General features: G+C 63.9%; 17 protein-coding genes. 6 read left to right on the top strand and 11 right to left on the bottom strand.

What is annotated here, in order from left to right:
* Nucleotides 1-10 precede the first annotated feature (10 nt).
* Nucleotides 11-2,656 carry a glycosyl hydrolase 115 family protein gene (locus AC1Q7F_RS25015; RefSeq protein ID WP_492511266.1) on the bottom strand — a complete coding sequence of 882 codons (2,646 nt, stop codon included), beginning with the start codon at nt 2,654-2,656 and terminating at the stop codon, nt 11-13.
* Between the two features lie 209 nt (nt 2,657-2,865).
* On the opposite strand from AC1Q7F_RS25015, the gene AC1Q7F_RS25010 reads away from it, so the two are divergent.
* Nucleotides 2,866-3,528, top strand: a complete 663-nt coding sequence (locus tag AC1Q7F_RS25010; protein WP_492511265.1) for an HAD-IA family hydrolase — start codon at nt 2,866-2,868, stop codon at nt 3,526-3,528.
* 133 nt (nt 3,529-3,661) lie between these two features.
* Here the strand turns inward: AC1Q7F_RS25010 and kduD are convergent, their stop codons facing one another.
* The 5 genes from kduD to AC1Q7F_RS24985 all read right to left on the bottom strand — a co-directional run bounded on the left by kduD (nt 3,662) and on the right by AC1Q7F_RS24985 (nt 8,304).
* Nucleotides 3,662-4,420 carry a 2-dehydro-3-deoxy-D-gluconate 5-dehydrogenase KduD gene (kduD, locus tag AC1Q7F_RS25005; RefSeq protein ID WP_492511264.1) on the bottom strand — a complete coding sequence of 253 codons (759 nt, stop codon included), beginning with the start codon at nt 4,418-4,420 and terminating at the stop codon, nt 3,662-3,664.
* A 155-nt stretch (nt 4,421-4,575) separates the two neighbouring features.
* Nucleotides 4,576-5,421, bottom strand: coding sequence for a 5-dehydro-4-deoxy-D-glucuronate isomerase (gene kduI / locus AC1Q7F_RS25000; RefSeq protein WP_492511263.1), 846 nt, complete (start codon nt 5,419-5,421; stop codon nt 4,576-4,578).
* 65 nt (nt 5,422-5,486) lie between these two features.
* The gene (gene uxaC, locus AC1Q7F_RS24995; RefSeq protein WP_492511262.1) at nt 5,487-6,902 is read right to left on the bottom strand and encodes a glucuronate isomerase; all 1,416 of its coding nucleotides are present in this window, start codon (nt 6,900-6,902) and stop codon (nt 5,487-5,489) included.
* Between the two features lie 131 nt (nt 6,903-7,033).
* Nucleotides 7,034-8,065, bottom strand: coding sequence for a YeiH family protein (locus AC1Q7F_RS24990; protein ID WP_492511261.1), 1,032 nt, complete (start codon nt 8,063-8,065; stop codon nt 7,034-7,036).
* Complete coding sequence (locus AC1Q7F_RS24985; RefSeq protein WP_492511260.1) at nt 8,062-8,304, bottom strand: DUF6356 family protein; 243 nt, start codon at nt 8,302-8,304, stop codon at nt 8,062-8,064. The genes AC1Q7F_RS24990 and AC1Q7F_RS24985 overlap by 4 nt, the downstream gene beginning before the upstream one ends.
* 131 nt (nt 8,305-8,435) lie before the next feature.
* Between AC1Q7F_RS24985 and AC1Q7F_RS24980 the strand changes: the two genes are divergently transcribed.
* Nucleotides 8,436-8,900, top strand: a complete 465-nt coding sequence (locus AC1Q7F_RS24980) for an Lrp/AsnC family transcriptional regulator (protein WP_492511259.1) — start codon at nt 8,436-8,438, stop codon at nt 8,898-8,900.
* A gap of 161 nt (nt 8,901-9,061) precedes the next feature.
* The gene (locus AC1Q7F_RS24975) at nt 9,062-10,096 is read left to right on the top strand and encodes a LacI family DNA-binding transcriptional regulator (RefSeq protein ID WP_492511258.1); all 1,035 of its coding nucleotides are present in this window, start codon (nt 9,062-9,064) and stop codon (nt 10,094-10,096) included.
* Between the two features lie 33 nt (nt 10,097-10,129).
* On the opposite strand, the gene AC1Q7F_RS24970 is transcribed toward AC1Q7F_RS24975, so the two are convergent.
* The 3 genes from AC1Q7F_RS24970 to AC1Q7F_RS24960 all read right to left on the bottom strand — a co-directional run bounded on the left by AC1Q7F_RS24970 (nt 10,130) and on the right by AC1Q7F_RS24960 (nt 16,375).
* Complete coding sequence (locus AC1Q7F_RS24970; RefSeq protein WP_492511257.1) at nt 10,130-11,644, bottom strand: tryptophan halogenase family protein; 1,515 nt, start codon at nt 11,642-11,644, stop codon at nt 10,130-10,132.
* A gap of 31 nt (nt 11,645-11,675) precedes the next feature.
* Nucleotides 11,676-13,196 carry a tryptophan halogenase family protein gene (locus tag AC1Q7F_RS24965; RefSeq protein WP_492511256.1) on the bottom strand — a complete coding sequence of 507 codons (1,521 nt, stop codon included), beginning with the start codon at nt 13,194-13,196 and terminating at the stop codon, nt 11,676-11,678.
* Between the two features lie 119 nt (nt 13,197-13,315).
* Complete coding sequence (locus tag AC1Q7F_RS24960) at nt 13,316-16,375, bottom strand: TonB-dependent receptor (RefSeq protein ID WP_492511255.1); 3,060 nt, start codon at nt 16,373-16,375, stop codon at nt 13,316-13,318.
* A 702-nt stretch (nt 16,376-17,077) separates the two neighbouring features.
* Here AC1Q7F_RS24960 and AC1Q7F_RS24955 point away from each other — a divergent pair.
* Both AC1Q7F_RS24955 and AC1Q7F_RS24950 read left to right on the top strand, forming a co-directional pair.
* On the top strand, nt 17,078-19,342 hold the full coding sequence (locus AC1Q7F_RS24955) for a beta-glucosidase family protein (RefSeq protein ID WP_492511254.1): 2,265 nt from the start codon (nt 17,078-17,080) through the stop codon (nt 19,340-19,342).
* Nucleotides 19,343-19,468: 126 nt separating this feature from the next.
* Complete coding sequence (locus AC1Q7F_RS24950; protein ID WP_492511253.1) at nt 19,469-19,858, top strand: hypothetical protein; 390 nt, start codon at nt 19,469-19,471, stop codon at nt 19,856-19,858.
* Between the two features lie 158 nt (nt 19,859-20,016).
* On the opposite strand, the gene AC1Q7F_RS24945 is transcribed toward AC1Q7F_RS24950, so the two are convergent.
* Entirely contained in the window at nt 20,017-20,976 is a 960-nt protein-coding gene (locus AC1Q7F_RS24945; RefSeq protein ID WP_492511252.1) for a nucleoside hydrolase, read from the bottom strand.
* A gap of 142 nt (nt 20,977-21,118) precedes the next feature.
* Here AC1Q7F_RS24945 and AC1Q7F_RS24940 point away from each other — a divergent pair, with 142 nt between their 5' ends.
* Entirely contained in the window at nt 21,119-22,117 is a 999-nt protein-coding gene (locus tag AC1Q7F_RS24940; RefSeq protein WP_492511251.1) for a sulfite exporter TauE/SafE family protein, read from the top strand.
* Between the two features lie 10 nt (nt 22,118-22,127).
* Here AC1Q7F_RS24940 and AC1Q7F_RS24935 read toward each other — a convergent pair whose 3' ends face one another.
* On the bottom strand, nt 22,128-24,074 hold the full coding sequence (locus tag AC1Q7F_RS24935; protein WP_492511250.1) for a GGDEF domain-containing protein: 1,947 nt from the start codon (nt 24,072-24,074) through the stop codon (nt 22,128-22,130).
* Nucleotides 24,075-24,149 lie beyond the last annotated feature (75 nt).

Genomic DNA, 24,149 nt, shown 5'->3' with positions numbered 1-24,149 from the left:
TTGACGCTCCTCAGCGCAGGCTGACCGTCAGCTTTTCCAGCACAGCATTGTCATCGATGCGCCAGACCTTGACCGTATGGCGCCCGGCCTTGATGCCGGGGAAGCTGGTATCCACCGTATGGGCATGGTTCTTCACCGCCTCCACCCAGGCCGCCTGTTCCGGCATGGTGACCGCACCGGGGGTGGGGATCAGGTGGGAGGTCACCAACTGGACCGGGCCGTCATCGATGGACACACCGATGCGGATGCCCTGCCCGCCGCGCGTGTCCAGCGTCGGGGCCAGGCGCAGCGCCACATGGGCGGTGCCGGCCTCTGGCAGGGTGACGGCGTATTCCAGCCGCACCCCATCCTCCGCCCCCGTCGATGGCCGGCCCTGTGGCAGGGCCAGCACGGCGTCTCCCTGCCCCAGATGGGACAGCACCGTCCAGGTAAAGCCCTTGGCCCCCACCGCCCGGTCGAATTTCGCGGCCGGCAGCGTGATGGTGCGCGGATCGCTGCGGTCGGAGCGGGCGAACTTGATCTGGGCTGCTAGCCGGTCGGGCGGGGTATCGGCCGATACGCGGCTGATGCTGGGCATGGTCTGGGCCACCGGGTCTTGCCAGATCACATAGCTCATATGGATCTGGCTCATCATCCGGTCCCATTTGCCGCCCTTCAGCGCATGGTACTGCGCCGTCAGTTCCGCATCGCGCTTGAAGGTGCGTTCCACCATATCGGCGAAATAATTGGCGCGCGGGTCGTTGCGCGTCATCAGGCGGCGGTTCCAGGCCGTGGCGTAATACATCTCGTACAGGTTGGACAGCGCCAGGACCGGATGTTCGACCAGCTGGAAATAGGCGTCGTGCTGATCGGGGCGCAGCTTGGTCTTGATCGCCGCGACCTTGTCCACCAGGGTGCGCCAATCCTCCACCATCTGCCCGAACGGGCCGCCATCCAGTTCCGGCCCCATGCCGTCACCCAGCGGGAAACTGTCCTGGTCGATCAGTTCCGGCTTGCGGCGCGACGCATAGGTGCCATAGGTGGCCATCACCTCCCCGATCTGTTCCCCCAGTGCCGCGCCGAAGGTTTCCGCAGCCCAGCGGCGGGGGAAGGTCTCCAGTGCCGCCGGCGTCATCGCCTCGGGATTCCAGGCCATGTCCAGGAAGAAATCCAGCGGATATTCCAGCGGCTTGATGTCGCCGACATTGACCACCCACAGGGCTCTGGCCCCCGTCTCATAGGCCAGGTTCATCTGCTGCCAGGTCTTGGCGTTCTGGATCGTGTTGATCCATTTGTAATTCCGCGGGCCGCCGACATAGTCGAAATGGTAATAGACGCCATAACCGCCGGCCCGGTCGATGGGGTCGCGGCCGGGCACGGGCAGGCGGCGGATCTGGCCCCAATTATCGTCGGCGAACAGCAGGGTCACGTCGTCGGGCACGCGCATGCCGTGATCGTAGTAATCCTGCACCTCCTTGTAGAGCGCCCAGACCTGTGGCGTGGCCTGTGTCGGCTTGCCCGTCACCTCGGCGATGATCCGGCGCTGGTCGGCGACGATGGTTTCCAGCAACTGGGTGGCCGTGCCCTCCGCCATCGGTTCATCGCCATCGCCGCGCATGCCGAGGGTCACCAGGCTTTCATAAGGCGTGCCGTCACCCTTGGACATCATCCGTTCAATGCCGCCACGCCAGAAGGTGCGCAGGTTGTCGCCATTGACCGTATAGTCCCAGCGGCCGCCGGTGACGCCCTGTTCCTTGTTACGATGCCATTCGGCCTGGGCCCTGGTCATCGGCTCATGGTGGGAGGTGCCCATGACCACCCCCATTTCGTCCGCCAGCACCATGTTGCGCGGATCGTCATCATTGAAGGCCTTGGGCGCCCACATGGCGGGCCACAGGTAATTGCCCTTCAGGCGCAGCAGCAGCTCGAACACATGGGCATAGAGATCGGCATTGATGCCGCCGAACTTCGCGCGTGCCCAGCCGCCGAAGGCCGGCTCCTCATCATTGATGAAGAAACCGCGATATTTCACGCGCGGATGGTCGCCCCGCGACCCCGCCACCAGATACAGGTCGCGCTTCTGCACCACCGGCACATCGGCCCACCAGACCCAAGGCGAGACACCGATGTGTTCCGACAAATCATAGGTGCCGAATACCGCCCCACGCCGGTCAGACCCGACGATGACCAGGGCGCGGGGGATGTTGGGGGCGGGCTTGTCCACCACCACCTGCCGGAACCCCTCCCACTGCCCGGCCAGATCATCGGCCTTCAGCTTGCCCTCGCGCACCAGCGCATCGATGACCGGGCTGGCGCCCAGGACACCGATGATCACCACGGGGCCGCTCGCCTCGGCCAAGGCCGACAAGGCCGCCGCCTCCTGCCCCGCCACGCGGCCCAGATCGGCGCGCAAGCTGCGGGCGGCATGCTTTACCGCCGGGTCGGCGGTGGCATCGACATAGACGGGCAGCGGCCGGCCGGACCGGATCAGCCCCAGGCTGCTGGCCGTGCCCGTCGCGCAAGCGCTGACCGGCGCGTCACAGGCCGATGCGTCGGGCACAGCGGCCAGCGCCAGCAAGGCGATGGCGGTGATCGATCCGGCGAGGCGGGATGAGAAGGGCCGCGCGACATGGCGGCTGCCCGGACGGGTCCGGACAGGGCTGTTCTGGTGCAACAAGGGCATTTCCTCTACCAAACGCGCCGACGTTGATCGTCAGTCGCCAAGGCCTGCAAGCCTTAACTGGTATGGTAGTATACATGATGGGTGACGGCAACGACGATGTTAGCGCTCCCTTCACCTTACGGGAGGGAGCCATGCGGGGAGACCGCCTGTCGCGGCGGGACCGATGCGATAGCCTGGGGGCCGACCATAAGCGGAGCCCCCTGATGTCCCTTCTCTTCCCCGACCGGGTGATCGATACGATCCTGCTTGATATGGACGGCACCGTTCTCAGTTCCATCAAATCGGCGGAACGGGTCTGGGCGGCCTGGGCGGAGCGCCAGGGGCTGGACGTCGCCGCCTTCCTGCCCACCATCCATGGCGTGCAATCGGTGGAAACCATCCGCCGCCTGAACCTTCCAGGCCTGGACCCGGTGGCCGAAGCCGCCGCCATCACCGCGGCGGAGATCGAGGATGTGGAGGGGATCGACCCCATCGAAGGGGCCGCCGAATTCCTGGCCGCCTTGCCCTCGTCACGCTGGGCCATCGTCACGTCGGCCCCGCGCCTTCTGGCCCGAGCGCGTTTGGCGGCGGCGGGCATTCCCCTGCCCGCCCTGATGATCGCGGCGGAGGATGTGCAGCGCGGCAAGCCGGCGCCGGACTGTTTCCTGCTGGCGGCCGACAGGCTGGGCACATCCATCGACCGCTGCCTGGTGCTGGAGGACAGTCCCGCCGGCATCGCAGCGGCCGAAGCGGCAGGGGCGGCGGTGATGGTGGTCACGGCCACGCATCCGCACCCGGTATCCACCCCGCACCCCACGATCACCGATTATGCCGTGCTGGATGTGGGCGTATTGGATGATGGAGTGATCCGGCTGGCATGGGCCTGAAAAAAGAAACCCCCGCCCATGGGGTGGGCGGGGGTATAAGTGGCAGCGGTGGGAGCCACTGCTGGGAGTAACTTTAAATTTTCCGTGCGATTCACGGTTCAAACGTTTCCGTTTGAACTGATCACACTATGCTTTACCGGGCCAGCCAGCCGCCATCCACGGGCAGGGTGATGCCATGGACATAGTCGGCGGCGGCAGAGGCCAGGAAAACGGCGGCACCGCCCAGATCCGACGGGGAGCCCCAGCGCGCCGCCGGGATACGGGCCAGGATGTCGCGGTTGCGGTTTTCGTCGGCGCGCAGCGCCTCGGTATTGTTGGTGGCGAAATAGCCGGGCGCGATGGCATTCACATTGATGCCCTTGGCCGCCCATTCATTGGCCAGCAGCTTGGTGACGCCGGCAATGCCGCTCTTCGACGCGGTATATGAGGCGACGCGGATGCCGCCCTGGAAGGACAGCATGCTGGCGATATTGATGATCTTGCCACCCGACCCTTGCGCGATGAATTTCTTCGCCACGGCCTGGGCCAGGAAGAACGGGGTCTTCAGATTGACATCCAGGACGTCGTCCCAGTCTGTCTCGGAGAATTCCAGGGCGTCGGCGCGGCGGATCGTGCCGGCATTGTTGATCAGGATGTCGACGCGGCCGAAAGCGGCCACCACCTTCTCCACAATCTCCGCCACCGGCGCGCCCGTGCCCAGATCGGCGGACACAAAAGCGAACTTCGCGCCGGCAGCTTCAACGGCAGCCTGCGTGTCGGTGGGCGTGGACCGGCCGACGGCAACGATGGCAGCACCGGCCTGGGCCAGCGCCAGCGCGATACCCTGGCCGATCCCGGTATTGGCACCGGTTACCAAAGCCACCTTGCCGGAAAGGTCGAAGGGATTGCTCATGATGGGATGCTCCCGGATAGGTGGGAAAGACGAAGGCAACTCGTTCTACCGTCACCCCGGCGAAAACCGGGGCCCAGTTCGTAGAACGAAATGCCCGTCAGCTGGGCCCCGGCCTTCGCCGGGGTGACGGGAAGAGCGGCGGAAGCCGCATCCCCTCAGCGCAGCTGGCAGATATCGATCACCTTCATGTCGGTGTAATCAAGATTCTCGCCGCCCATGGCCCAGATGAAGGAATAGTTGGCGGTGCCGCTGCCCATATGGATGGACCAGGGCGGGGACATCACGGCCTCGCCATCGGCCACGACGATGTGACGGGCTGCTTCCGGCTCGCCCATGAAATGGAAGACGCGGTTGTCGCCGGGGATGTCGCAGTACAGGTACACTTCCGAACGGCGGTCATGCAGGTGCGGCGGCATGGTGTTCCACACTGAACCGGTCTTCAGCATGGTCAGGCCCAGCAACAGCTGCGCCGACTGACAGGTGGCCGGCACGATATACTGATAGATCGTACGCTCGTTGCTGGTCTCCAGCGCCCCGCGCTCCAGCGCCACCGCGTCCTTGATGCCGATCTTCTTGTTGGGGAAGCTGGCATGGGCGGGCGTGGAGACAAGGTAGAAACGGGCCGGCGCGGCACCATCCACCGACGCGAAGCTCACATCCTTCGCCCCCATGCCGACATAGAGCCCGTCCTTGTTGCCAAGCTCATAGACGGTGCCATCGACCGTCACCGAACCCGCACCGCCGATATTGACGATGCCCAGTTCCCGGCGTTCCAGGAACGGGTGACCGGCGGCCGATGCCGGCTCCGTCTGGTGCGGCAGGACCACCGCACCCTGCACGGGCACGGCGCCACCGACAACGAAACGCTCATTATGGCTGTAGTTCAGCACCACCTGATCGGCTGCGAACAGGCCAGTCATCAGATAACGATCCCGCAGATCGTCATTGCTGGCACCCTGCATCATAACGGGGTGGGTGGCGTGGTAGGTCTTCGCGAACATACTGTTTCTCCCGGATTTTTTCGCATCCGCCGGGCAGATTCGCCCGACCTCTCTGGGTGCGGCTTTTACAGGTTATAGGCTTTCTTGGGCAAGTTGTATGATAAATCGACCGCCACTTCCGCGGCATCATCCTCGTCCAGGCGGTGTTCGGCCACCATGCGGGCCAGGAAGGCGCAATCCACGCGCCGCGCCACGTCATGGCGGGCGGGAATGGACAGGAAGGCGCGGGTATCGTCGTTGAAGCCGACGGTGTTGTAGAACCCGGCCGTCTCCGTCACCTGCTCGCGGAAGCGCATCATGCCTTCCGGGCTGTCATGGAACCACCAGGCCGGACCCAGCTTCAACGTCGGGTAATGGCCGGCCAGCGGTGCCAGCTCGCGTGCATAGGTCGTCTCATCCAGGGTGAACAGGATGATCGACAGACGCTTGTCATTGCCATAGCGGTCCAGCAGCGGCTTCAGCGCACGGATATATTCGGTGCGCGACGGCACGTCGGCACCCTTGTCGCGGCCGAACCGGTCGAACACCTGGCCATTATGGTTGCGGAAGGCGCCGGGATGGATCTGCATCACCAGCCCATCCTCGATGCTCATCCCCGCCATCTCGGTCAACATCTGACCGCGGAAGGTCTCGGCATCGGCGGCGGTGAAATCACCCTTCAGCACCTTCTGAAACAGCTTTTCCGCGTCCGCCGCCGAAAGGTTGGCGGTGTTGGCCGTGATATGGCCATGGTCACTGCTGGTGGTGCCGACGGCCATGAAGTCCCGGCGGCGCTTGCGATGGGCATTCAGATAACCCTTCCAGGTGAACACATCCTCCCCCGTCACCTCGGCAAAGGCGCGCATGGCGGTGGGGAACTGTTCATGTTCGGGATCGATCACCGCGTCCGGCCGGTAGGCCGACACCACACGCCCGCCCTTCCAGCCGCTTTCCAGCACCTTGTGGTGATGGTCCAGCGTGTCGGTCGGCCCCTCCGTCGTCGCAATCACCTCGATATTGAAACGTTCGAACAGGGCACGGGGTCGGAAGGCATCAGTCTTCAGCGCCGCATCGATCGTGTCATAGTAATGGTCGGCGGTGGCCGCCGACAGGGCGACATCAATCCCGAACACCTTGGTGAACACGAAATTCAGCCACAGCCAGCTGGGCGTGGCCCGGAACAGGTGGAAATTTTTGGCGAACAAGTGCCAGGCGGCACGCGGATCGGCCGTGGACGGGCCCGACCGGTCACCGACGCCCACATCCCCCATGGCAATGCCCTGGCTGTAGAGCATGCGGTAAACATAATGGTCGGGCGCCAGCAGCAATTCGGTCGGATTGCCGAAATGGGCATTGCCGGCGAACCAGGACGGATCGGTATGGCCATGCGGGCTGATGATCGGCAGGTCCTTGACCAGCTGGTACAGCCGCCGCGCGATGGCGCGGGTACCAGAATCGGCCGGAAACAGACGGTCTTCATGCAGGGCCAAAGGCTTGGACATCGATAACACCTTAGGAGCGCCGGTAACCGGGATGGTCGCGCTTCTATTAGGTAACCGGTGTCATAACAGAAGGCAACAGGCTTGTTGGGGTGGGCGCAGGATTTTTTCTGGCAAGAGGGAACTGAAAGACCTTACCCACCCAGCAGGGCGATGAAGCACAGGGCGAAGAGGGCCAGCAGCAGCGTCTGCCCCACCAGGGCCGCCACGGGCCGGGGGCCGAGTGCCGCCAGTTCCTTCAGGCTGGTCTTCATGCCCAGCGCCGCCACGGCCAGCACCAGACAGCCGCGCGAGACCTCGCCCAGCACAGCCAGGGTGGGGGTGGGCAGCAGGCCGGCGCTGTTCACCGCCACCAGGGCGACGAACCCCAGCAGGAACAGCGGGATGGTCGGCAGGGCCGCTTTCCGCGCGCCCTCCCCCTTCTCCCGGAATATCCAGGCCACGGCCATGACCACAGGCACCAGACAGGCCACGCGCATCAGCTTGACGATGGCCGCCACCTCTGCCGCATGATCGGACACCAGGTACCCCGCCCCCACCACCTGGGCGACGTCATGGATGGTGGCACCGAAGAACAGGCCCGCCTGCCCCTCCGCCAGCCCCAGCAGACCCGCCAGCAGCGGATAGACCAGCATGGCGATGGTGGACAGTGCCGTGACGCCGACCACGACCAGCAGGGTCGGCCTTTCCGCCTGATGCCGTGCTGGAAGGGCGGCCGAAATGGCCAGCGCCGCCGACGCGCCGCAGATGGCCACGGCCCCGGCGGACAATAGCGCATGCGCCGGGCTCAGGCGCAGCAGCCTGCCGATCAGGTATCCGCCGGACAGGGTGACCAGCAGCCCGGAAACGGCCAGCGCCACCGCCCCCCAACCCAGGCCCAGCATGTCGCCCAGCGTCACCTTTGCACCCAGCAGCGCCACGCCCAGGCGCAGGATCGGCTTGGTCGCGATGGTGATGCCGGGCAGGCAGCGGGCGTCAGATGCCAGGAAATTCAGGCCCATGCCGAACAGCAGGGCATAGAGCATCACCGGCCCGCCCTGCCATGCCGCCATCTGCCCCGCCGCCAGCGCCACGATGGCGGCCAGCAGCAGGCCCGGCAGCCCATCGCGTCCCCGCTGGACCAGCGGGTGCCGCGCCGGCTGATTGGTCCAGGGGGCGAAGGTCATCGGGCGAGGTTCCCCGACGCGACCACCGTGCGGCGATCACGATGGGTGACCATGCGTTCATGCAGGCGGCGGATGGCGTTGCTGCCGGTCTTCACGAACAGGAATGGCAGGAAGCCATGGATGAGACAGGCCAGACCCGCCAACAGCATGGAGAATCCGAAATGGAAAGCCTGGCCCATATGGCCCAGATAACTTTCGCCGACCGTGGCCGGATGTTCGTTGAACAGGCGGCACAGCATGGCTTTCCTCCCCTCAGCCGGAAACAAGGGAAGCCTATCACCAGATTGGCGTGATTTTTGTCCAAATATCCTTGGTCATGGCGGTTATTTGTGCGATTTTGTTCCATATTTTTCCGGAACCGGAGAATATTTTGGATAAGATTGATCGCAAGATCCTGGCCACGCTGCAGGCCGACGCGTCGGGCTCCGTCGCCGAAATCGCCGAACGGGCCGGCGTGTCGCAGACCCCTTGCTGGCGCCGCATCAAGCGGCTGGAGGATGAAGGCATCATCGCCAAGCGCGTGGCGCTGCTGAACCCGGCCAAGCTGAACCTGGGCCTGACCGGTTTCATCCTGATCCGCACGGCCACCCATTCGGAGGAATGGCTGGGCAAGTTCGCCGAGGGCGTGGCCCGCATCCCGGAGGTAATCGAGCTTCACCGCATGTCGGGCGATATCGACTATCTGATCAAATTCATGGTCGACAGCATCGCCGGCTATGACGCGCTCTATAAACGCCTGATCAAGGTGGCCAACCTGTCCGACGTGTCCGCCGGCTTCTCCATGGAATGCCTGAAATACACGACGGAGCTGCCGCTGGATTATGTGCGGGAATGATCGCTGGGACCGGCATTTTCCCACCTCAACCTGGGCAGGAAAGTGGCGGGTCTGACATCGTTATCCGACGCTTGCAAAGTGTGGATTTTCCGTGAAATTTGGGAACCGGTTCCGCCGGGGCCTTTTGAACGCGTCGTCTTTCATCCAACGGGTGTTCCATCGTGGCAGAACGCAAGCCGACGATCATCGATGTCGCCCGCGCCGCCGGCGCGTCCATCAAGACTGTTTCCCGCGTCATGAACAATGAACGCTATGTCAGTGCGGAAACGCGCGAACGCGTGCAGAAGGTCATGGCGGAATTGCAGTTCCAGCCCAACAAGTCGGCCCAGAGCCTGAAGGGCGACAAATCCTATCTGATCGCCCATGTCTATGGTGATCCGGGCGGCCCCTATACCGGCCAGATCCAGATGGGCCTGCTGACAAGGTTCCGCGACCAGGGCTATCACCTGCTGATCGAGGAGATCGATTATCGCGGCGACGATGTGGAGGAGCGGGTCAGCAAGCTGGTCAACCAACTGAACCTGGATGCCGTAGTGCTGACCGCCCCGGTCACCGACAATGACATCGTGATCGGCGTCATCGAACGCGCCAACATCCCCTATGTCCGGGTCACGCCGCAGCATGAGCGCGAGGGCGGGTCGTCGGTGCGCATCGACGAGCGGGCGGCCAGCAACGATATGGCCCTGCACCTGCTGGCCTTTGGCCACCGGCGCATCGGCTTCATCAAGGGGCCGGAACATCATGCCGGCACGCGGCTGCGCTATTCCGGCTATTGCGACGCGCTGCGTGAATATGGGCTGGAGCCCGATCCGGAGATCATCGAGCAGGGCGGCTTCACCTATCGCTCGGCCCTGTCCTGCGCGCGCCGGCTGCTGTCGCTGCCGGAACCGCCCACGGCCATCATCGCATCGAACGATGAAATGGCCGCCGCCGTGCTGTCGGTGGCCCATGATCGCGGCCTGTCGCTGCCGGGTGACCTGTCGGTGGTGGGGTTCGACGATATCGAACTGGCGGAGATGGTCTGGCCGCCCCTGACCACGGTGAAGCAGCCCATCCAGGAGCTGGCCGACGCGGCGGCGGAAATCCTGGTCAATATCCTGACCCGCAAGAAGGGCGATGCGGCACCGGTGGCCCACCGGGTGTTGCCCCATCACGTGGTCATCCGCCGATCAACGGCCCCGCCGGCGCGGCGCTGAGGGGGAGTTCCCTCCCCCTCAGCATACGCCCCCTCACATATCCCGCGGCGCGCGGCAATGGTCGCGCAGGAACTGTGCATGGCCGGGCAGGCCCGCCACCTGGGACCGCAGCAGCGGGGCCGAACGGTCCAGCGTCTCCGTGATGACGCTCATCGGCAGTTTGTCCACCAGCGCCTGATAGCGGGCCGGACGCACGCCCATGCCCTCATAGACCGACTGCCAGGACGCCGCACCGAACAGTTCCTCCAGCCCCTGGCGCAGGATGCCCGTGGCCTTGAACAGGTCCATGCGGGCGCGCAAGGACGGGGGGATCGGCGCCCGGCGGACGGCGCGCCAGAAGGGTGTGTCGTCGCGCTGGGTCGTGCAGTAATGCAGCACGATGAAGTCACGCACCTCCTCATATTCCGCGCCGATGCGGCGGTTGAACTCGGCAGCCAGCGAGGCATCACAATCGGCATCGGGGAAGAAGCGCATCAGATAGTCGGCGGCGCGGTAGACCAGGTGGATGGCGGTGGATTCCAGCGGTTCGATGAAGCCGGCGGCCAGGCCCAGGGCCACGCAGTTCTTCTCCCACATCTTGGCGCGCATACCGGTGCGGAAGGGGATGACAGCCGGATCGATGATGGGCCGCCCCCGTACCTGCCGCATCAGGGTGGCGATGGCCTCGTCATCGGACAGGAAATGGCTGGAGAAGACATAGCCGTTGCCGGCGCGGTGCTGCAACGGGATGCGCCAGCGCCAGCCGCAATCCTGCGCATGGGCCAGGGTGTAGGGATGCACGTCGCTATCATCATCGGTGTTCTCCGTCTGCACGGCGATGGCGCGGTTGCACAGCAGCTCATTCGACCAGTCGATGAAGCCCACGCCCAGCGTCTGGCCCAGCAGCAATGAGCGGAAACCCGTGCAATCGATGAAGAAGTCGCCGTCCACCACTTTGCCATTGGCCAAATCCAGCCCTTCGATGAAGCCGTCGGGCCGGGTGCGCACACGGGTGATGCGGCCTTCCGTCCGGGTCACGCCGCGCGTCTCTGCATAATTGCGCAGATATTGCGCCACGCGCTTGGCATCGACATGCAGGGCGTAGGAGGCGGATGCCAGCAGGGTGCGCTGCGCCTTGAAGGGCAGCATAAATTTGAACTGGTCAGCCATCACGGTCGCGGGCGCGAAATCCTGCAATTCCGACGGATGGCCCGCCTCCTTGGCGCGCAGCCAGCATTGATAGAATTCGTGTGTATCGATCTGGCCGCCCAGCGTGCCGAACGGGTGGTAATAGGTCTGGTCCTTCTTGAACCAATCCTCGAACCGGATGGCCAGCTTGAAGCTGGCATCGGTGGCCGCGATGAATTCCTGCTCATCGATGCCCAGGTTGCGCAGCAGGACGACGAAAGGCGGGATCGTGCTCTCGCCCACACCGATCGTGCCGATCTCATCGGATTCCACCAGCTCGATCTTCGTCTGCGTCCCCTTCATCATGAAGGACAGCATCGCGGCGGTGATCCAGCCGGCAGTGCCACCCCCGGCGATGACGATCTTCTTCAACGGCTTCATGGCGTTTCCCCTATATTCCCGGTCGGCGGGTTCACATGTCCGCCTTGGCGTAGCGTTCGATGAATTCATTGTGCGTGGGACAGTCATTGACGGCCTGGGCGATGGCATTGCGCATGCCGCCCAAGGCCCGCGACAGGCCGGCCACGTCATACCCATCCAGGGCCGGGTCATAGCCATCGGGCAGGATGCCGAAGCCGTTATAGATGGCCAGCCAGCTGGACGGCTGGAACATCTCCCAGCGGTAGCGGATGATGTGACCGCGGCGCTTCCACATCTCCAGCTTGTGCAGCAGGCTTTCCGGCAATTCCACGTCGCGGCAGGCGCGCCAGAACGCGGTGTCCTGGCGCTGGTTCGCCCAGTAATGCAGGATCACGAAGTCGCGCACCCGCTCGATCTCGCGCCGGCTCCAGTCATTATACTCATCCACCAGACGCGGATCGATCTGCTTGCCCGGAAACAGCTGCTTCAGCTTCTCGATGCCGGTTTCGATCAAGGCGATGGAGGTGCTTTCCAGCGGTTCCAGGAAGCCCGATGACAGGCCGATGGCCACGCAATTGCCCTTCCATGCCTGTTTGCGGCGGCCGGGGGTGAAGGCGATGCGGCGCGGCGCCATCTTCAGATCGCGGCCGACGGCACCCAGCAACTCTTCTTCAGCGTCCGCGTCGCTGATGAAGCGGCTGGAATAGACATAGCCGTGACCGGTGCGGTGCTGAAGCGGGATGGTCCAGCGCCAGCCGGCATTATGCGCCGTGACACGGGTATAGGGCGGCGGCGGCGTGATGGCATTGCCCTGGGCTGCCAGCGCGCGGTCGCAGAACAGCCATTGCGTCCAATCCTCATACCCCGATTTCATCGCCCCTTCGATCAGCAGGCCTCCGAAGCCGGAGCAATCGACGAACAGGTCGCCGGTGACCGTGTCGCCATTATCCAGAACCAAGCCGGTGATGTGCCCGTCCTCGGCCCGTTGCTCCACCCGTTCGACCTTGGCGTCAATGCGGCGCACGCCCTTGGCTTCGGCTTGTCTGCGCAGGAACTGCGCGAACAGGCCGGCATCGAAATGCAGGGCCCAGTCGAAAACGGACAATGTGGAGGGCGGGTTGGGTGACGGCGTGGTGAAACGTTCGGCGCGTGCCAGCGCCACGGCCAGCGAATAATCGCCGAAATCCGTTTCCTCCCCCGCGGCGCGCAGGCGCAGCCAATATTGGTGGAAGGCGATATTGCGCAGATCCTGGCCATAGACGCCGAACGGATGGATGAAACTGGATTCAGGGCTCAGCCAGCCATCGAACTGGATGCCCAGCTTGACCGTGCCATGCGTGGCCTTCATCACATCCAGGTCGCGCAGGCCGATGGATTGGTAGAATTGCCGGATCGTGGGGATCGTCGCCTCCCCCACCCCGATGGTGCCGATGGAAGAGCTTTCCACCAGGGTGATCTTCAACCCGGAACCCCGGAAATGCTCGACGAGCGCGCCGGCCGTCATCCAGCCGGCCGTGCCCCCCCCGACAATGACGACGTCACGGATGCGGTTGTCGGTGCCGTTGGGGGACATGGGTGCTTTCTCCGGACAGGCTTCTGGCGATTGTAATTCGGATCGACAAATAAGAAAGGGCGCCGCCTTGATGTGTTACCACATCCCGACGACGCCCCTCATTTCACGCTAAAAGTGCATTACCACTTGAAGCGGGCGCCCACAGTGTAACGGGTCTCATACTCATTCTGCCAGGCATACTGGGAAACGCCCGGTTCGAACTCCACGAAGTAATCCTCGATCTCGCCGGTGATGTTGGAACCGTTGGCATAGATAGTGATCTGCTCGTTGATATTGTAGCTGAGGTTCACGTCAACGAACTGCGAGGTATCCTGATAGACCGGGAAGTCCTTGAACGTGTTTTCCAGGCGCTTGCTGCGGAAGTTATAGGCAATGCGCGCCTGTATGTTGTCGTCCTGATACCAACCGACCAGATTGAACTGGTGCTTTGAATTGTCAGCGAAGGCCAGCTTCTTGCCAGAAGACAGAGTCTGCTCGCTGGGCGAGTAGGTGTAGTTCGTATCGACACCGAAGTTGGAGATGAAGCTGTTCTCGTCCAGGAAATCCTTGAAGGACAGCTTGGCACCGACCTCGACACCTTCCACGCGGCCACCTTCACCCTGCTCCGGACGGGTCACGTTGACCGTGCGGCGGATCACGCCGTCCTGGTCAGGGTAGCGACCATCCTGGGTGGTGCGGGTCACGACATAGCTGTCGATATTCATGCGGAACACGGCGAGGTTCAGCATGCTGGCCTTGCCGACGTAATATTCGATGGCCGCATCCCAATTATCCGCACGCCACGGATCCAGGTTGGGATTGCCGGCGGCTTCGGCACTGGTCACGACGCGAATACCCAGACCCGGATCATCGGCCGTGTTGATCTTCAAGGCGCCACCATACTTCAGCAGATCCAGCGGCTGCATGGTCTTGGAGTAGCTGAAGCGCAGGCGCAGATCGTCGGTAACGTCGTAGGACGCGTTTAACGCCGGCAGGTAATCGTAATAGCTGCGCTTGGAGACGACGTCACCGGCATCAATGTTGGTGTCGCCATAGTTCAGAGTGTCGCCGGTGATGTTCTGACGAACCAGCAACTCGGTACGGATGATCTTCATGCCGGCAGTACCGGACAGGCGGCCGAACTCGAAGGTGGTATTGATGTAGCCGCTGTCTTCCGTCAGGTCGACGGAATAGGACTGGCCGGGGATGATGGCGCGGTCAGCACCACCGAACACCTTCTTGTGGAAGGCTTCCGGATCGTCGAAGTCACGCGGATCGATGGCCCAGAAGCCGGGAACGCCCTTGGTGATGGAGCCCATATCGTCCACCCAGATCACGTTGTTATACGTGTCGAGGCGGGTGGGCGCGTTCACCGTATAGCCCTGGAACACCAGCTGACCCGTGACCGGATCGGGCACGAATTCGCCCGCCTGGCACTGGTTCTGGTTCATGACGACGTCGATGGCCTTCCACTGGGCCGAACAGCCCGAGGTATTGGGCTGGCCGGCGGCGTTCACGCCCTTGCCTTGGTAGAAGTTGGAGAACAGGTGGAACTTCTCGATCTCCACCGACCGGTCGCTGCGACGGATGCCGACATCGACGCGATTCAGGAAACCGGCCAGCGGTTCCTCGAAATCATAATGCGTGTCGATGCGGTAGACATTCAGGTCCGACTTCGCCTCGTCGTTGCTTTCCGAAGAGAAAGCGCCGATGGCGTAGCTGTCCTTGTTGGCCATGTAATCGGTCAGCGTCTTGCCGGCACCCAGGCCACCGGAAATGACGCGGTCGAAACCCGACCAGACCGGGCTGTTGCCCGAGATATCGTAATGCAGCTGCGGGTTCTGACCATAACCCAGCGGGTTGGGATCGACATAACGACCGCCCAGGCTGCCCACGATGCTGTTGGTATAGCGGGATGCCGGGAAGGTCGAAGCGATGGAGGCCGGATAGAAGGTGCCGCGGGTGCGGTCGGCGGCGTCGCGGAACAGCGTGAAGCGACCCGGCGCATAACGCCAGTTCGACAGATCGCCCTGGGCTTGGCCGTTCATCGACAGACGGTCGGCGTCCGAACGCATGGCCCGGGCTTCCATCTTGAACGGCCCGCCATTGTCGTATTTCAGCTCGGCATTGTAGTTCTTCGATTCCGACTTGTTGACGCGGTTGACAGAGAAGGAGTTCACCCACCAGGCGTCGATATCGTACTCGTCCACGGCCAGCCAATTGCCGCCGCTGACCGGCGTGCTGTCGGTCGGCTTGGTCCAGACGCCGAAAGCATCGCCCGACCAGCGGTTGGAGATATTCAGGCCGGCGGCGCGGTTATATTCGTCCATCTTGGTGTAGAAGCCTTCGGCCAGGAAGGTGAACCCCTCCCCCAGATCGGCTTCGAACGCACCGGATACGGACAGACGGTCGCGCTCCGTCTCCTTATGGAAGCTCTCAAACCCGTGCGGCGAGATAAATTGGTTGGGCGCGGTGCCGCCCCAGTCATTGTTGCCAGACAGACCACCGGTGCCGGGCCCCGGTGCCAGACCGGAATAATTGTTGCCCAGGTTGGCCTGGCTGCCAGCGGCGGAGACCAGCACGCCGATGCGGTCGCCGCGCCAGGCGATCAGGCCGTTGGTCAGCCAATCCTTCTCCTTGGTGTCCTTGCCGGTCTGGCCCTCGACTGCGCCCGACGCCGAGAAACCATAGGGCATGTCCGAGGGACGGCGGGTGCGCAAGTCGATGGTGCCGGAAACGCCGGACAGGGCGTTCTTGGTATCCGTGGTCTTATAGACCACCACGGCGTTCATCAACTGCGCCGGCACGTCCGTCAGGTTGGGCTTGGCTTCGCCCTGGTTGCCGGCGGACAGGTACTGCTCACCGTTCAGCATGGTGATGACCTGCGGCAGACCGCGGACATTCACCGTGGAACCTTCGCCGGCGTCGCGACGGATCTGAATGCCCGGCACGCGCTGCAGGCTGTCCGCGATGGTCACGTCGGGCAGCTTGCCGATATCTTCCGACGAGATGGCATCGACGATGGCCGTCTGGTTGCGCTTGACATCGACAGACCGCTGCTGCGAGCCGCGCACGCCGGTGACGATGATTTCATCAAGCGTATCGGCGCCGGCCGGTGCGGCCTGCGCCAGGGCGGTGGTGGCCATCGCGAGCGGCGACACCCCCGCCAGCAAAGCCACGGCCAGGCCGCGACCAAGCATAGAATGCATCCCTGTCAAGAGATCCTCCCTCAGTGCAAAATTATACGTGTGATTTCTTGGCGCCTGGATACGCGGGATCATTCGCAGAAGGCCCCTTCAAGGCATCATGCGTCTGATAATCGTCGATCGGGCTCTTGAATAAGCCGCCTCGTTTGTTTCCCCACCCATCCGGGCGTGCTTGCCACACGCTCCCATCCTTGTGGTGACGAATTTACGGCAGGCCGATTTGATGTCAAGCGCTATATGTCATCGTTGTCATACAAAATGACAGCGTAGACATCGCCTGTCCGGGTCATAAACAGAAAATCGACATGCTTGCAGCGCTTATATAATTTCCGCGCCTGCGAAGGCTTGTGGCTAAAATGCCCGGTTTCCAAGCGTTTCAGGCAGGCTCCCGGTCCCCAGCAGGGGTACAACCTGTCCATTGTTGCCAGGATGTCACGCAACCGCGGGGAATTCGCGCTGACTGGCTGGACAGAAATCGGACAACGTTGTCTGTTTTCACTGACAAGCCGCGCCGCCTTTGATATTATGCTGACCGAACCGCCCGCAACCAATGTCGGGTGGACGCCGGGAGGAACGGGAAGGCGGCGCCGCTGGCGGCATTTTTCCTTTCCTGGTGACGTGAACCCTCTTACGGGACAAGGCCGGCCCCCATCGCGGCGCTTGCCTTGGCACCATGATGATGAAAGAGAAATGCCAATGAATAACAGGAAGATGCGGGCCTTCATGTCCACCTTGCTGCTGGCCACGGCCCTGTCCGCTGGCGCCGTTGCCGCCACCGGTATCACCGCGCCGGCCCTTGCCGCCGCCACGGCCCGCCCCTGGATGGACACCAGCCTGTCTGCCGACGCGCGCACCGACCTGCTGCTGCGCGAGATGACGGTGGAGGAGAAGAAGGCCATGGTCTTCGGTTATTTCGCCTCCCCCATGAAGGACAGAAACTATGTCCCGCCGGCGGGCATCCGCATGGGATCGGCGGGCTATGTCCCGGGAATCGACCGGCTGGGCATCCCCGCGCAATGGCAGACGGATGCCGGTGTCGGCGTGGCCACGCAGCGCGACAGTACCGAGGCGATGCGCGAGCGCACCTCCCTGCCTGCCGGCATCGCCACCGTCGCCAGCTGGAACCCGGCTTTGGCCCGCCAGGGTGGGGCGATGATCGGCAAGGAGGCGCGGCTGTCCGGTTTCAACATCATGCTGGCCGGCGGCATCAACCTGGTGCGCGAGCCGCGCAACGGCCGCAATTTCGAATATGGCACGGAAGACCCGCTGCTGGCCGGCATCATGGTCGGCGCCCAGATCAGCGGCATCCAGTCCAACAACATCATCTCCACCATCAAGCACTACGCCTTGAACGCGCAGGAGACGGGCCGTTTCGTGCTGTCGGCCAATATCGACGAGGCCGGTGCCCGCATGTCGGACCTGCTGGCCTTCGAGATCGCGATGGAGCGGTCGAACCCCGGCTCCGTCATGTGCGCCTATAACCGCTATAATGGCGATTACGCGTGCGAGAGCGACTTCCTGCTGAACAAGGTGCTGAAGGGCGACTGGGCATATCCGTACTATGTCATGTCCGACTGGGGGGCGGTGCACAGCACGGCGAAGGCGGCCAATGCGGGCCTTGACCAGGAATCGGGCTTCGTCTTCGACAAGGAACCCTATTTCGGACCGGAACTGCTGGGCAAGGCCCTGGCCGACGGATCGGTTGGCATGGCCCGGCTGGACGACATGAACCGCCGCATCCTGCGCGCCCTGTTCGCCCATGGCGTCATGGACAATCCCGTCGCCGTGGAAGACCACAAGATCGACTATGCCGCCCATGCCAAGGTGACCCGCGGCGATGCCGAGGAAGGCATCGTACTACTCAAGAACCAGGGCGGGCTGCTGCCGCTGGCGGCGGGGGCGCAGAAGATCGCCGTCATCGGCGGCTATGCCGACAAGGGTGTGATGTCCGGGGGCGGGTCGTCCACCGTGTTCGGGCCCGGCGGCAACCCCGTGCCGAGCCTGGGGCCCAAGCATTTCCCCGGTCCGGTGGTGTTTCACGCCAATCCGCCGCTGACCGCCATCAAGGCCCGCGCCGGGGGAGAGGTGGCCTTCGATGCCGGCACCGACCCGGCGACGGCGGCCAAGCTGGCCGCCGACAGCGATATCGCCATCGTCTTCGTCAACCAATGGACGGGCGAGGCCATGGATTTCGCCCTGACCCTGCCGGACAATCAGGACGCGCTGGTGGCCGCCGTGGCCAAGGCCAACAAGCGCACCATCGTCGTGGTGCAATCGGGCGGCCCCGTCCTTATGCCCTGGCTGAAGGATGTGGGCGCGGTGCTGGAGGCGTGGTATCCCGGTACGGCCGGTGGCGAGGCCATCGCGCGCGTGCTGTTCGGCGAGGTGGATGCCAGCGGCCGCCTGCCCGTCACGTTCCCCGCCAGCCTGGACCAGCTGCCCCGCCCCACGCTGGATGGTGAAGGTCTGCCCCAGGATACCAAGTTCGATGTGGCTTACAGCGAGGGGGCGGCCGTCGGCTATAAATGGTTCGACAAGCAGGGCCACAAGCCGCTTTTTCCCTTCGGCTACGGCCTGTCCTACACCAGCTTCGCCTATAAGGACCTGAAGGCGGAGGTGGCGGCCGACGGCACCCTGACCCTGTCCGGCTCCGTCACCAACAAGGGCGCACGCACCGGCAAGGCGGTGCCGCAGCTTTATATCGGCCCCGTTGCCGGCGGCTGGGAAGCACCCAAGCGGCTGGCCGGCTGGCAGAAGCTGGAACTGGCACCGGGTGCCAGCGGCCGGTTCTCCGTCCCCGTCGATTCCCGCCTGCTGGCCAGTTTCGACGTGGCCAGGAAGGAATGGGTGGTGAAGCCCGGTCGCTACACGGTCTGGCTGGGGGCGTCGGCCACCGATCTGGCCGTCAGCACGGAAGTGGTGCTGAAGGGCGGCAGTTTCAGTGCCGTGAAGGGCAAGTAAATGGTGAAAGGGGCGCTCCATGGGGCGCCCCCTTTTTATTCGGCCTGATTACCTGACAGGTAATCGCGGCCTGCACGCCCCGGCCCCATGATCACCCCATCGCAACGACCAACGATGGAGATCATCATGGGTATCAGTGTCTTCACCCGCCAATTGCTGCTGATCGACGCCGCCACCTGTTCCGGGGCCGGATTGCTGCTGACCCTGGGGGCGGGTCTGCTGGAACCGCTGCTGGGCCTGCCGGGCTGGCTGCTGCTGGAGGCGGGGATCGTGCTGTTCCCCTGCGCCCTGTTCGCGGCCTGGGCCGGGCGGCGCGTGGGCGTGCCGGCGGGGCCGGCCAAGATCATGGCCGGGTTGAACCTCGCCTGGGTGGCGGGCAGCCTGGCCCTGCTGACCACGGGCTGGACCACGCCGCTGGGCACGGGTTTCGTGCTGGTGCAAGCCGCAGCGGTGGCCGCCATCGCCGCCGCGCAGCTTTTCAGCCTGCGGCAGCGGGGTGGAGCAGTGCTGGTCTGATCCAGTCGCTATCGTTTTCGCCTTCCCGGCGAAGGCCGGGACCCAGGGGCCACAGGATCAAACCTATACGCGGTTAGGATCATAGCCGCCGACAGGTTGGGCACCTGGCCCCTGGGTCCTGGCCTTCGCCGGGAAGGCGATCAAGGATATTTTCCCGGTCAGGCGTAATGCCGCGCCAGATCGCCATAGAGCCGCTTATAAAACGCGTCGGTATCCTTGACGCGGATCATCACCTCCACGCTGCCGGCCCCGTCGGGCAGCAGCAGGCCGGCGCCGATGCCCGTGCCTTCCTGCGCGATATGCGCCTGGGCGCGCACCGTCTCGAACAGGTCGGGATGGAACAGTCCGGCCACGGCGGTGGGGTCGTGGAGGAAGGCGCCATCGGTGTGGAACTTGGGCTTGTCCAGATGATAAGGCGCGTTCAGCATCAACTCCACCTCCCGCCCGAAGCGCGGCAGGGCACGGGCGGCGGCCAAGCGGGCGGGATTGGAGATCAGTTGATGCGTCACGTCGGCGGGTGCGAGCAGCACCGGCACCCCGCCATTCAGCACCGACTGCGCCGCTGCCGGATCCATCCAGAAATTGAACTCGGCAAAGGGCGTGACATTGCCCCTTCGCACGAAATTGGGCGGCAGCGGCCCGAACGACCCGCCCATGGCCACGATGCGGCCGATGCGGGCATAGGCGTCGGGCGCCCGCGCCCGCAGCAGGGCCAGGTTGGTCAGCGGCCCCGTGGCCAGGATGGTGACGCTGCGCACTGGCTGGGACCGCAGCGTCTGCGCCATCCAGCCAACGGCATCATGGGAGGCGGCGGCGCGGCGCGACGGCGCCAGCACCAGTTCCCCCAGCCCGCTTTCGGCAAAGGCGCCGTCGCCCGGCGGCGGTTCATCCCGGCCCAGCGGCGCCCTGGCCCCGGCATGGACGGGAATGTCAGGGGCGGCGACATGGTCCAGGAAGGAAAGCGCGTTGGCCGTGGTCCGGTCCAGCGTGACATTGCCATTCACCGCACAGATGCCCAGCACCCGCGCCCGGCCCGGCAGGGACAGCACCCACATCCAGGCCAGCAGATCATCGGTGCCGGGATCGCCGTCCAGGATCAGGGGTATCTGCGCGTTCATCAAACATCCTTTCAACCGGCCGACCGGACCCGTGAGTGAGAATACGTAGCCGGCCGGCCAAAGGAAAGCAGACAGCCATTGACCAGCGCTGTCAATTCAGCCCATCCTTAACAAAATATTAAAACCGTCCGGGAGGGACGCCTTGTTCCAAAGTCGCATCTTCACCGGCTGGTTCGTCGGTATGCTGGGGGTCTGGCTGCTGCTGTTCGGCAGCTTCAACGATCTGGGTTTCCTGGCCGGGCATTGGTATTACCCGGCCATCATGGTGCTGGGCGCCTTCGTCGCGGGGCTGACGCCGGAGGGTGGCGGGGCCGTGGCCTTTCCCGTGCTGAACATCTTCCTGTCCGTCGACCGCACCATGGCGCGCGATTTCAGCCTGATGATCCAGAGCATCGGCATGACCAGCGCCAGCATCTTCATCCTGTCGCACAAGGACAACATAATCCGGGACTACAAGCCGCTGCTGGGCTTCATTCCCGTCTGTTTTGCGGGGTTCGTGGCGGGGATGCTGATGCTGCAATCCCTTCCCGTCTATATCATCCAGGCCCTGTTCCTCAGCCTGATCACTACCTTCGCCATCGCCTATGTCTGGAGCGACCATCGCGGGGAAAGGCCGCGGCTGGAGGCGGCGGGCTGGCGCGACCATGCGCTGCTGGGTCTGGTGCTGATCGTGGGTGGTCTGTGCGCCAGCCTGTTCGGCACCGGCGCCGACATCGTCGTCTATACGCTGCTGGTCACCCGATTCCGGATGAAGGAGAAGGTGGCCACGCATATGAGCATCATGCTGATGGCGGCCATTTCCATCCTTGGCTATGCCTATCGGCATTTCCACGATGCGGGCCTGACGGAATATCAGGTGCGGACCTGGCTCTGTGCCTATCCCGTCGTGCTGTTCATGGCGCCGTTCGGAGCCTTTATCCTGGCGAAGATCAATGTCGAATGGATGCTGCGCGGGGTCGTACTGCTGAATATCGGACAGCTGGCCTATTTCAACCTGAACAACCCGTCGCTGGCCAAGGTGGTCTGGTCGGCCATATTCTGCGCCGTGCTGATGGGGATCTTCAGCCTGTCGCTGTCGCGAATGGGGCGGCGCAAAGCCGAAATGGCCGCAACGGAAAAGGTCCAGGCACAGGAAGCTTGAAACTCACGCCTCATGCCACCAACCGGTGGTGCCCATCCCGTTGCGCCTGTTCCAGCCGCTTTTCGGCCAGCCCCACCATGTCCGTGGCGGCTTGCATGGTGGATTTATAGCGCGCCAGCCCGGCCGACAGGGTGACGATGCCGTGCGGGTTCTGCTGGTGCGGGAGGGACAGTTCCGCGATGCCCGCCAGAATTTCCCGCACGCGGCCTTCCAGTGCCGCCGGTTCCCCTTCGGTCAGGATCATGGCGATGCGAGTGCCGCCCAGGCGATAGACGCGGTCGCCCTGCCCAATCTGGCGCGCCATTGTACGAACCAGCGTGCGCAGCACCTGATCACCGGCGGCGGTGCCATAGGCGTCGTTATAGGCCCGGAAATGGTCGATATCGGCCAGGACCAGGACGAAGCTGGCCTTGCCCTGGCGCCGGACCAGATCAAACACGCCGCGCAGGTCGGAATCGAACGCACGACGGTTGTAGGCGCCCGTGGGCGCGTCGTGCAGGCTCCATTCTTCCAGCTGCTTGTTGGCGGCCTCCAGCGCCTCCGTTCGGAGCGCCACCTGTTCCGCCAGCCCGTCGGAAGCGTCGCGGACGCGGGCCGCCATCTCCTGGAACGACCGGGCCAGCGTCCCGATCTCGTCGCGTGCTGCCGTCGGCAGCGGCGTCGTGCCATCGGCCACGGCGGCATATTCACCGGCCGCCACCTTCTCCGACGCCTGCTTCAATTGCAGGATGGGGCCGGCCACCTGTCGGCGCAGCAGCACGAAGACCAAGGCCAGCATCGCCAGGAAATAGGCCAGACCCATGGCCATGATGGCGCTGGCCGCCTGATGCGCGGTGGCCGCGACCAGCGATTTGGGATAGCGGGCGATGAACCACCAGTCCGGCCCCTCCAGCCGCGTCACGGCCAGATAGGCATTGTCGGCCGCATCCTCCACAATCCATACATTGTCGTCCGCACCGGGGTCGGCCTCGCGCCGGCGCACGCTGTCGCGGATCAGCCCATGGATGCGCAGTAGGCCCGGATCACCCAGCTTTTCCAGGTTGATGGTGGCCAGTTCCTTGCGCAGCCGATCCATCCACAGCGGATGGGCCACCAGATGCCCGTCGGCCGCCAGCACGAAATTGTAGGAGCCTGGCAGATGATCAGTGATCAGCCGGTCCATCAGATCGGTGACCGAGACATCATGCCCGGCATTGATCAGGTGCCGGCCCTGGTGATCGACCGGCAACTGATAGGTGACCATCCAAGCCTTGGCCGTATGGTCATGATAAAGCGGGGTCCAGACCGGCCGGCGCTGCGGATTCTCCGCCATCAGGGTGGAGCGGACGACGGAAAAGGCCGTCATGTCCAGCCCGGCCTCCACCTCCCGCCCCCAGGCAAATGCCGGCCAATACATCAGCATGGCGTTTTCCGGCATGCTGATATTGGTATTGATGAAGCGGTTCTGCCAGGCAGGAGCCAGTTGCGCCAGAACATGGTGGGTGATGATCAGGCGCCGCCGCAGTTCAGGGGAAATATCCTTGTGATTGGCACCGATGAAGCCGGTGCTTCCACTGTGCCGGATACCATCCTTGTCCACGATGCCGTCGAAATATTCAGGCCGCAGGCGCGTGGCGCCGTCGGTTCCGCGCTGAAAATAGGCATCGAAATCAGGGTCGGGCAGGATGGCGGGATCGGCATAGAGCGCCAGGAACCGGTCGCGGAACAGCTCCATGTTGGAGGCAGCCAGCTTGAAGATGGCACTTTCCGTGCGGCCACGCTCCAGCAAATGCGCCTTCAAACTGTCCAGCGCGTCGCGTTCCGCCCGATCATAAATGGTTGAATAGCCGATGGCCGTCAACGCCAGCACGATCAGCATGGACCAGCCGGCCAGCCGCACCACGAAGCCGCCCAGCAGCGTCCCCGACCGGCCGGACAAGGGTCTTGGCAACAGCCTCACCGCCTTGCGCGTTTCCACCGCCGCACCCTTCCCGCCAGCTCCATCGCGGAAAGGTTATCTTTGTATGTTTCCATGGGTCAAGCCTGGAAAGCG

It is taken from the genome of Niveispirillum sp. GW835-FHT14G11 (assembly GCF_058793615.1).
The sequence above is the reverse complement of the archived record's forward strand: the minus strand, read 5'-3'. Positions and strand labels throughout refer to the sequence as shown.

What these genes read in the sequence shown, in the direction of transcription:
- AC1Q7F_RS25010 (WP_492511265.1), top strand. Translation starts at nt 2,866, where the DNA reads ATGTCCCTTCTCTTCCCCGACCGGGTGATCGATACGATCCTGCTTGAT.
- kduD (WP_492511264.1), bottom strand. Translation starts at nt 4,420, where the DNA reads ATGAGCAATCCCTTCGACCTTTCCGGCAAGGTGGCTTTGGTAACCGGT.
- kduI (WP_492511263.1), bottom strand. Translation starts at nt 5,421, where the DNA reads ATGTTCGCGAAGACCTACCACGCCACCCACCCCGTTATGATGCAGGGT.
- uxaC (WP_492511262.1), bottom strand. Translation starts at nt 6,902, where the DNA reads ATGTCCAAGCCTTTGGCCCTGCATGAAGACCGTCTGTTTCCGGCCGAT.
- AC1Q7F_RS24990 (WP_492511261.1), bottom strand. Translation starts at nt 8,065, where the DNA reads ATGACCTTCGCCCCCTGGACCAATCAGCCGGCGCGGCACCCGCTGGTC.
- AC1Q7F_RS24985 (WP_492511260.1), bottom strand. Translation starts at nt 8,304, where the DNA reads ATGCTGTGCCGCCTGTTCAACGAACATCCGGCCACGGTCGGCGAAAGT.
- AC1Q7F_RS24970 (WP_492511257.1), bottom strand. Translation starts at nt 11,644, where the DNA reads ATGAAGCCGTTGAAGAAGATCGTCATCGCCGGGGGTGGCACTGCCGGC.
- AC1Q7F_RS24965 (WP_492511256.1), bottom strand. Translation starts at nt 13,196, where the DNA reads ATGTCCCCCAACGGCACCGACAACCGCATCCGTGACGTCGTCATTGTC.
- AC1Q7F_RS24960 (WP_492511255.1), bottom strand. Translation starts at nt 16,375, where the DNA reads ATGCTTGGTCGCGGCCTGGCCGTGGCTTTGCTGGCGGGGGTGTCGCCG.
- AC1Q7F_RS24955 (WP_492511254.1), top strand. Translation starts at nt 17,078, where the DNA reads ATGAATAACAGGAAGATGCGGGCCTTCATGTCCACCTTGCTGCTGGCC.
- AC1Q7F_RS24950 (WP_492511253.1), top strand. Translation starts at nt 19,469, where the DNA reads ATGGGTATCAGTGTCTTCACCCGCCAATTGCTGCTGATCGACGCCGCC.
- AC1Q7F_RS24945 (WP_492511252.1), bottom strand. Translation starts at nt 20,976, where the DNA reads ATGAACGCGCAGATACCCCTGATCCTGGACGGCGATCCCGGCACCGAT.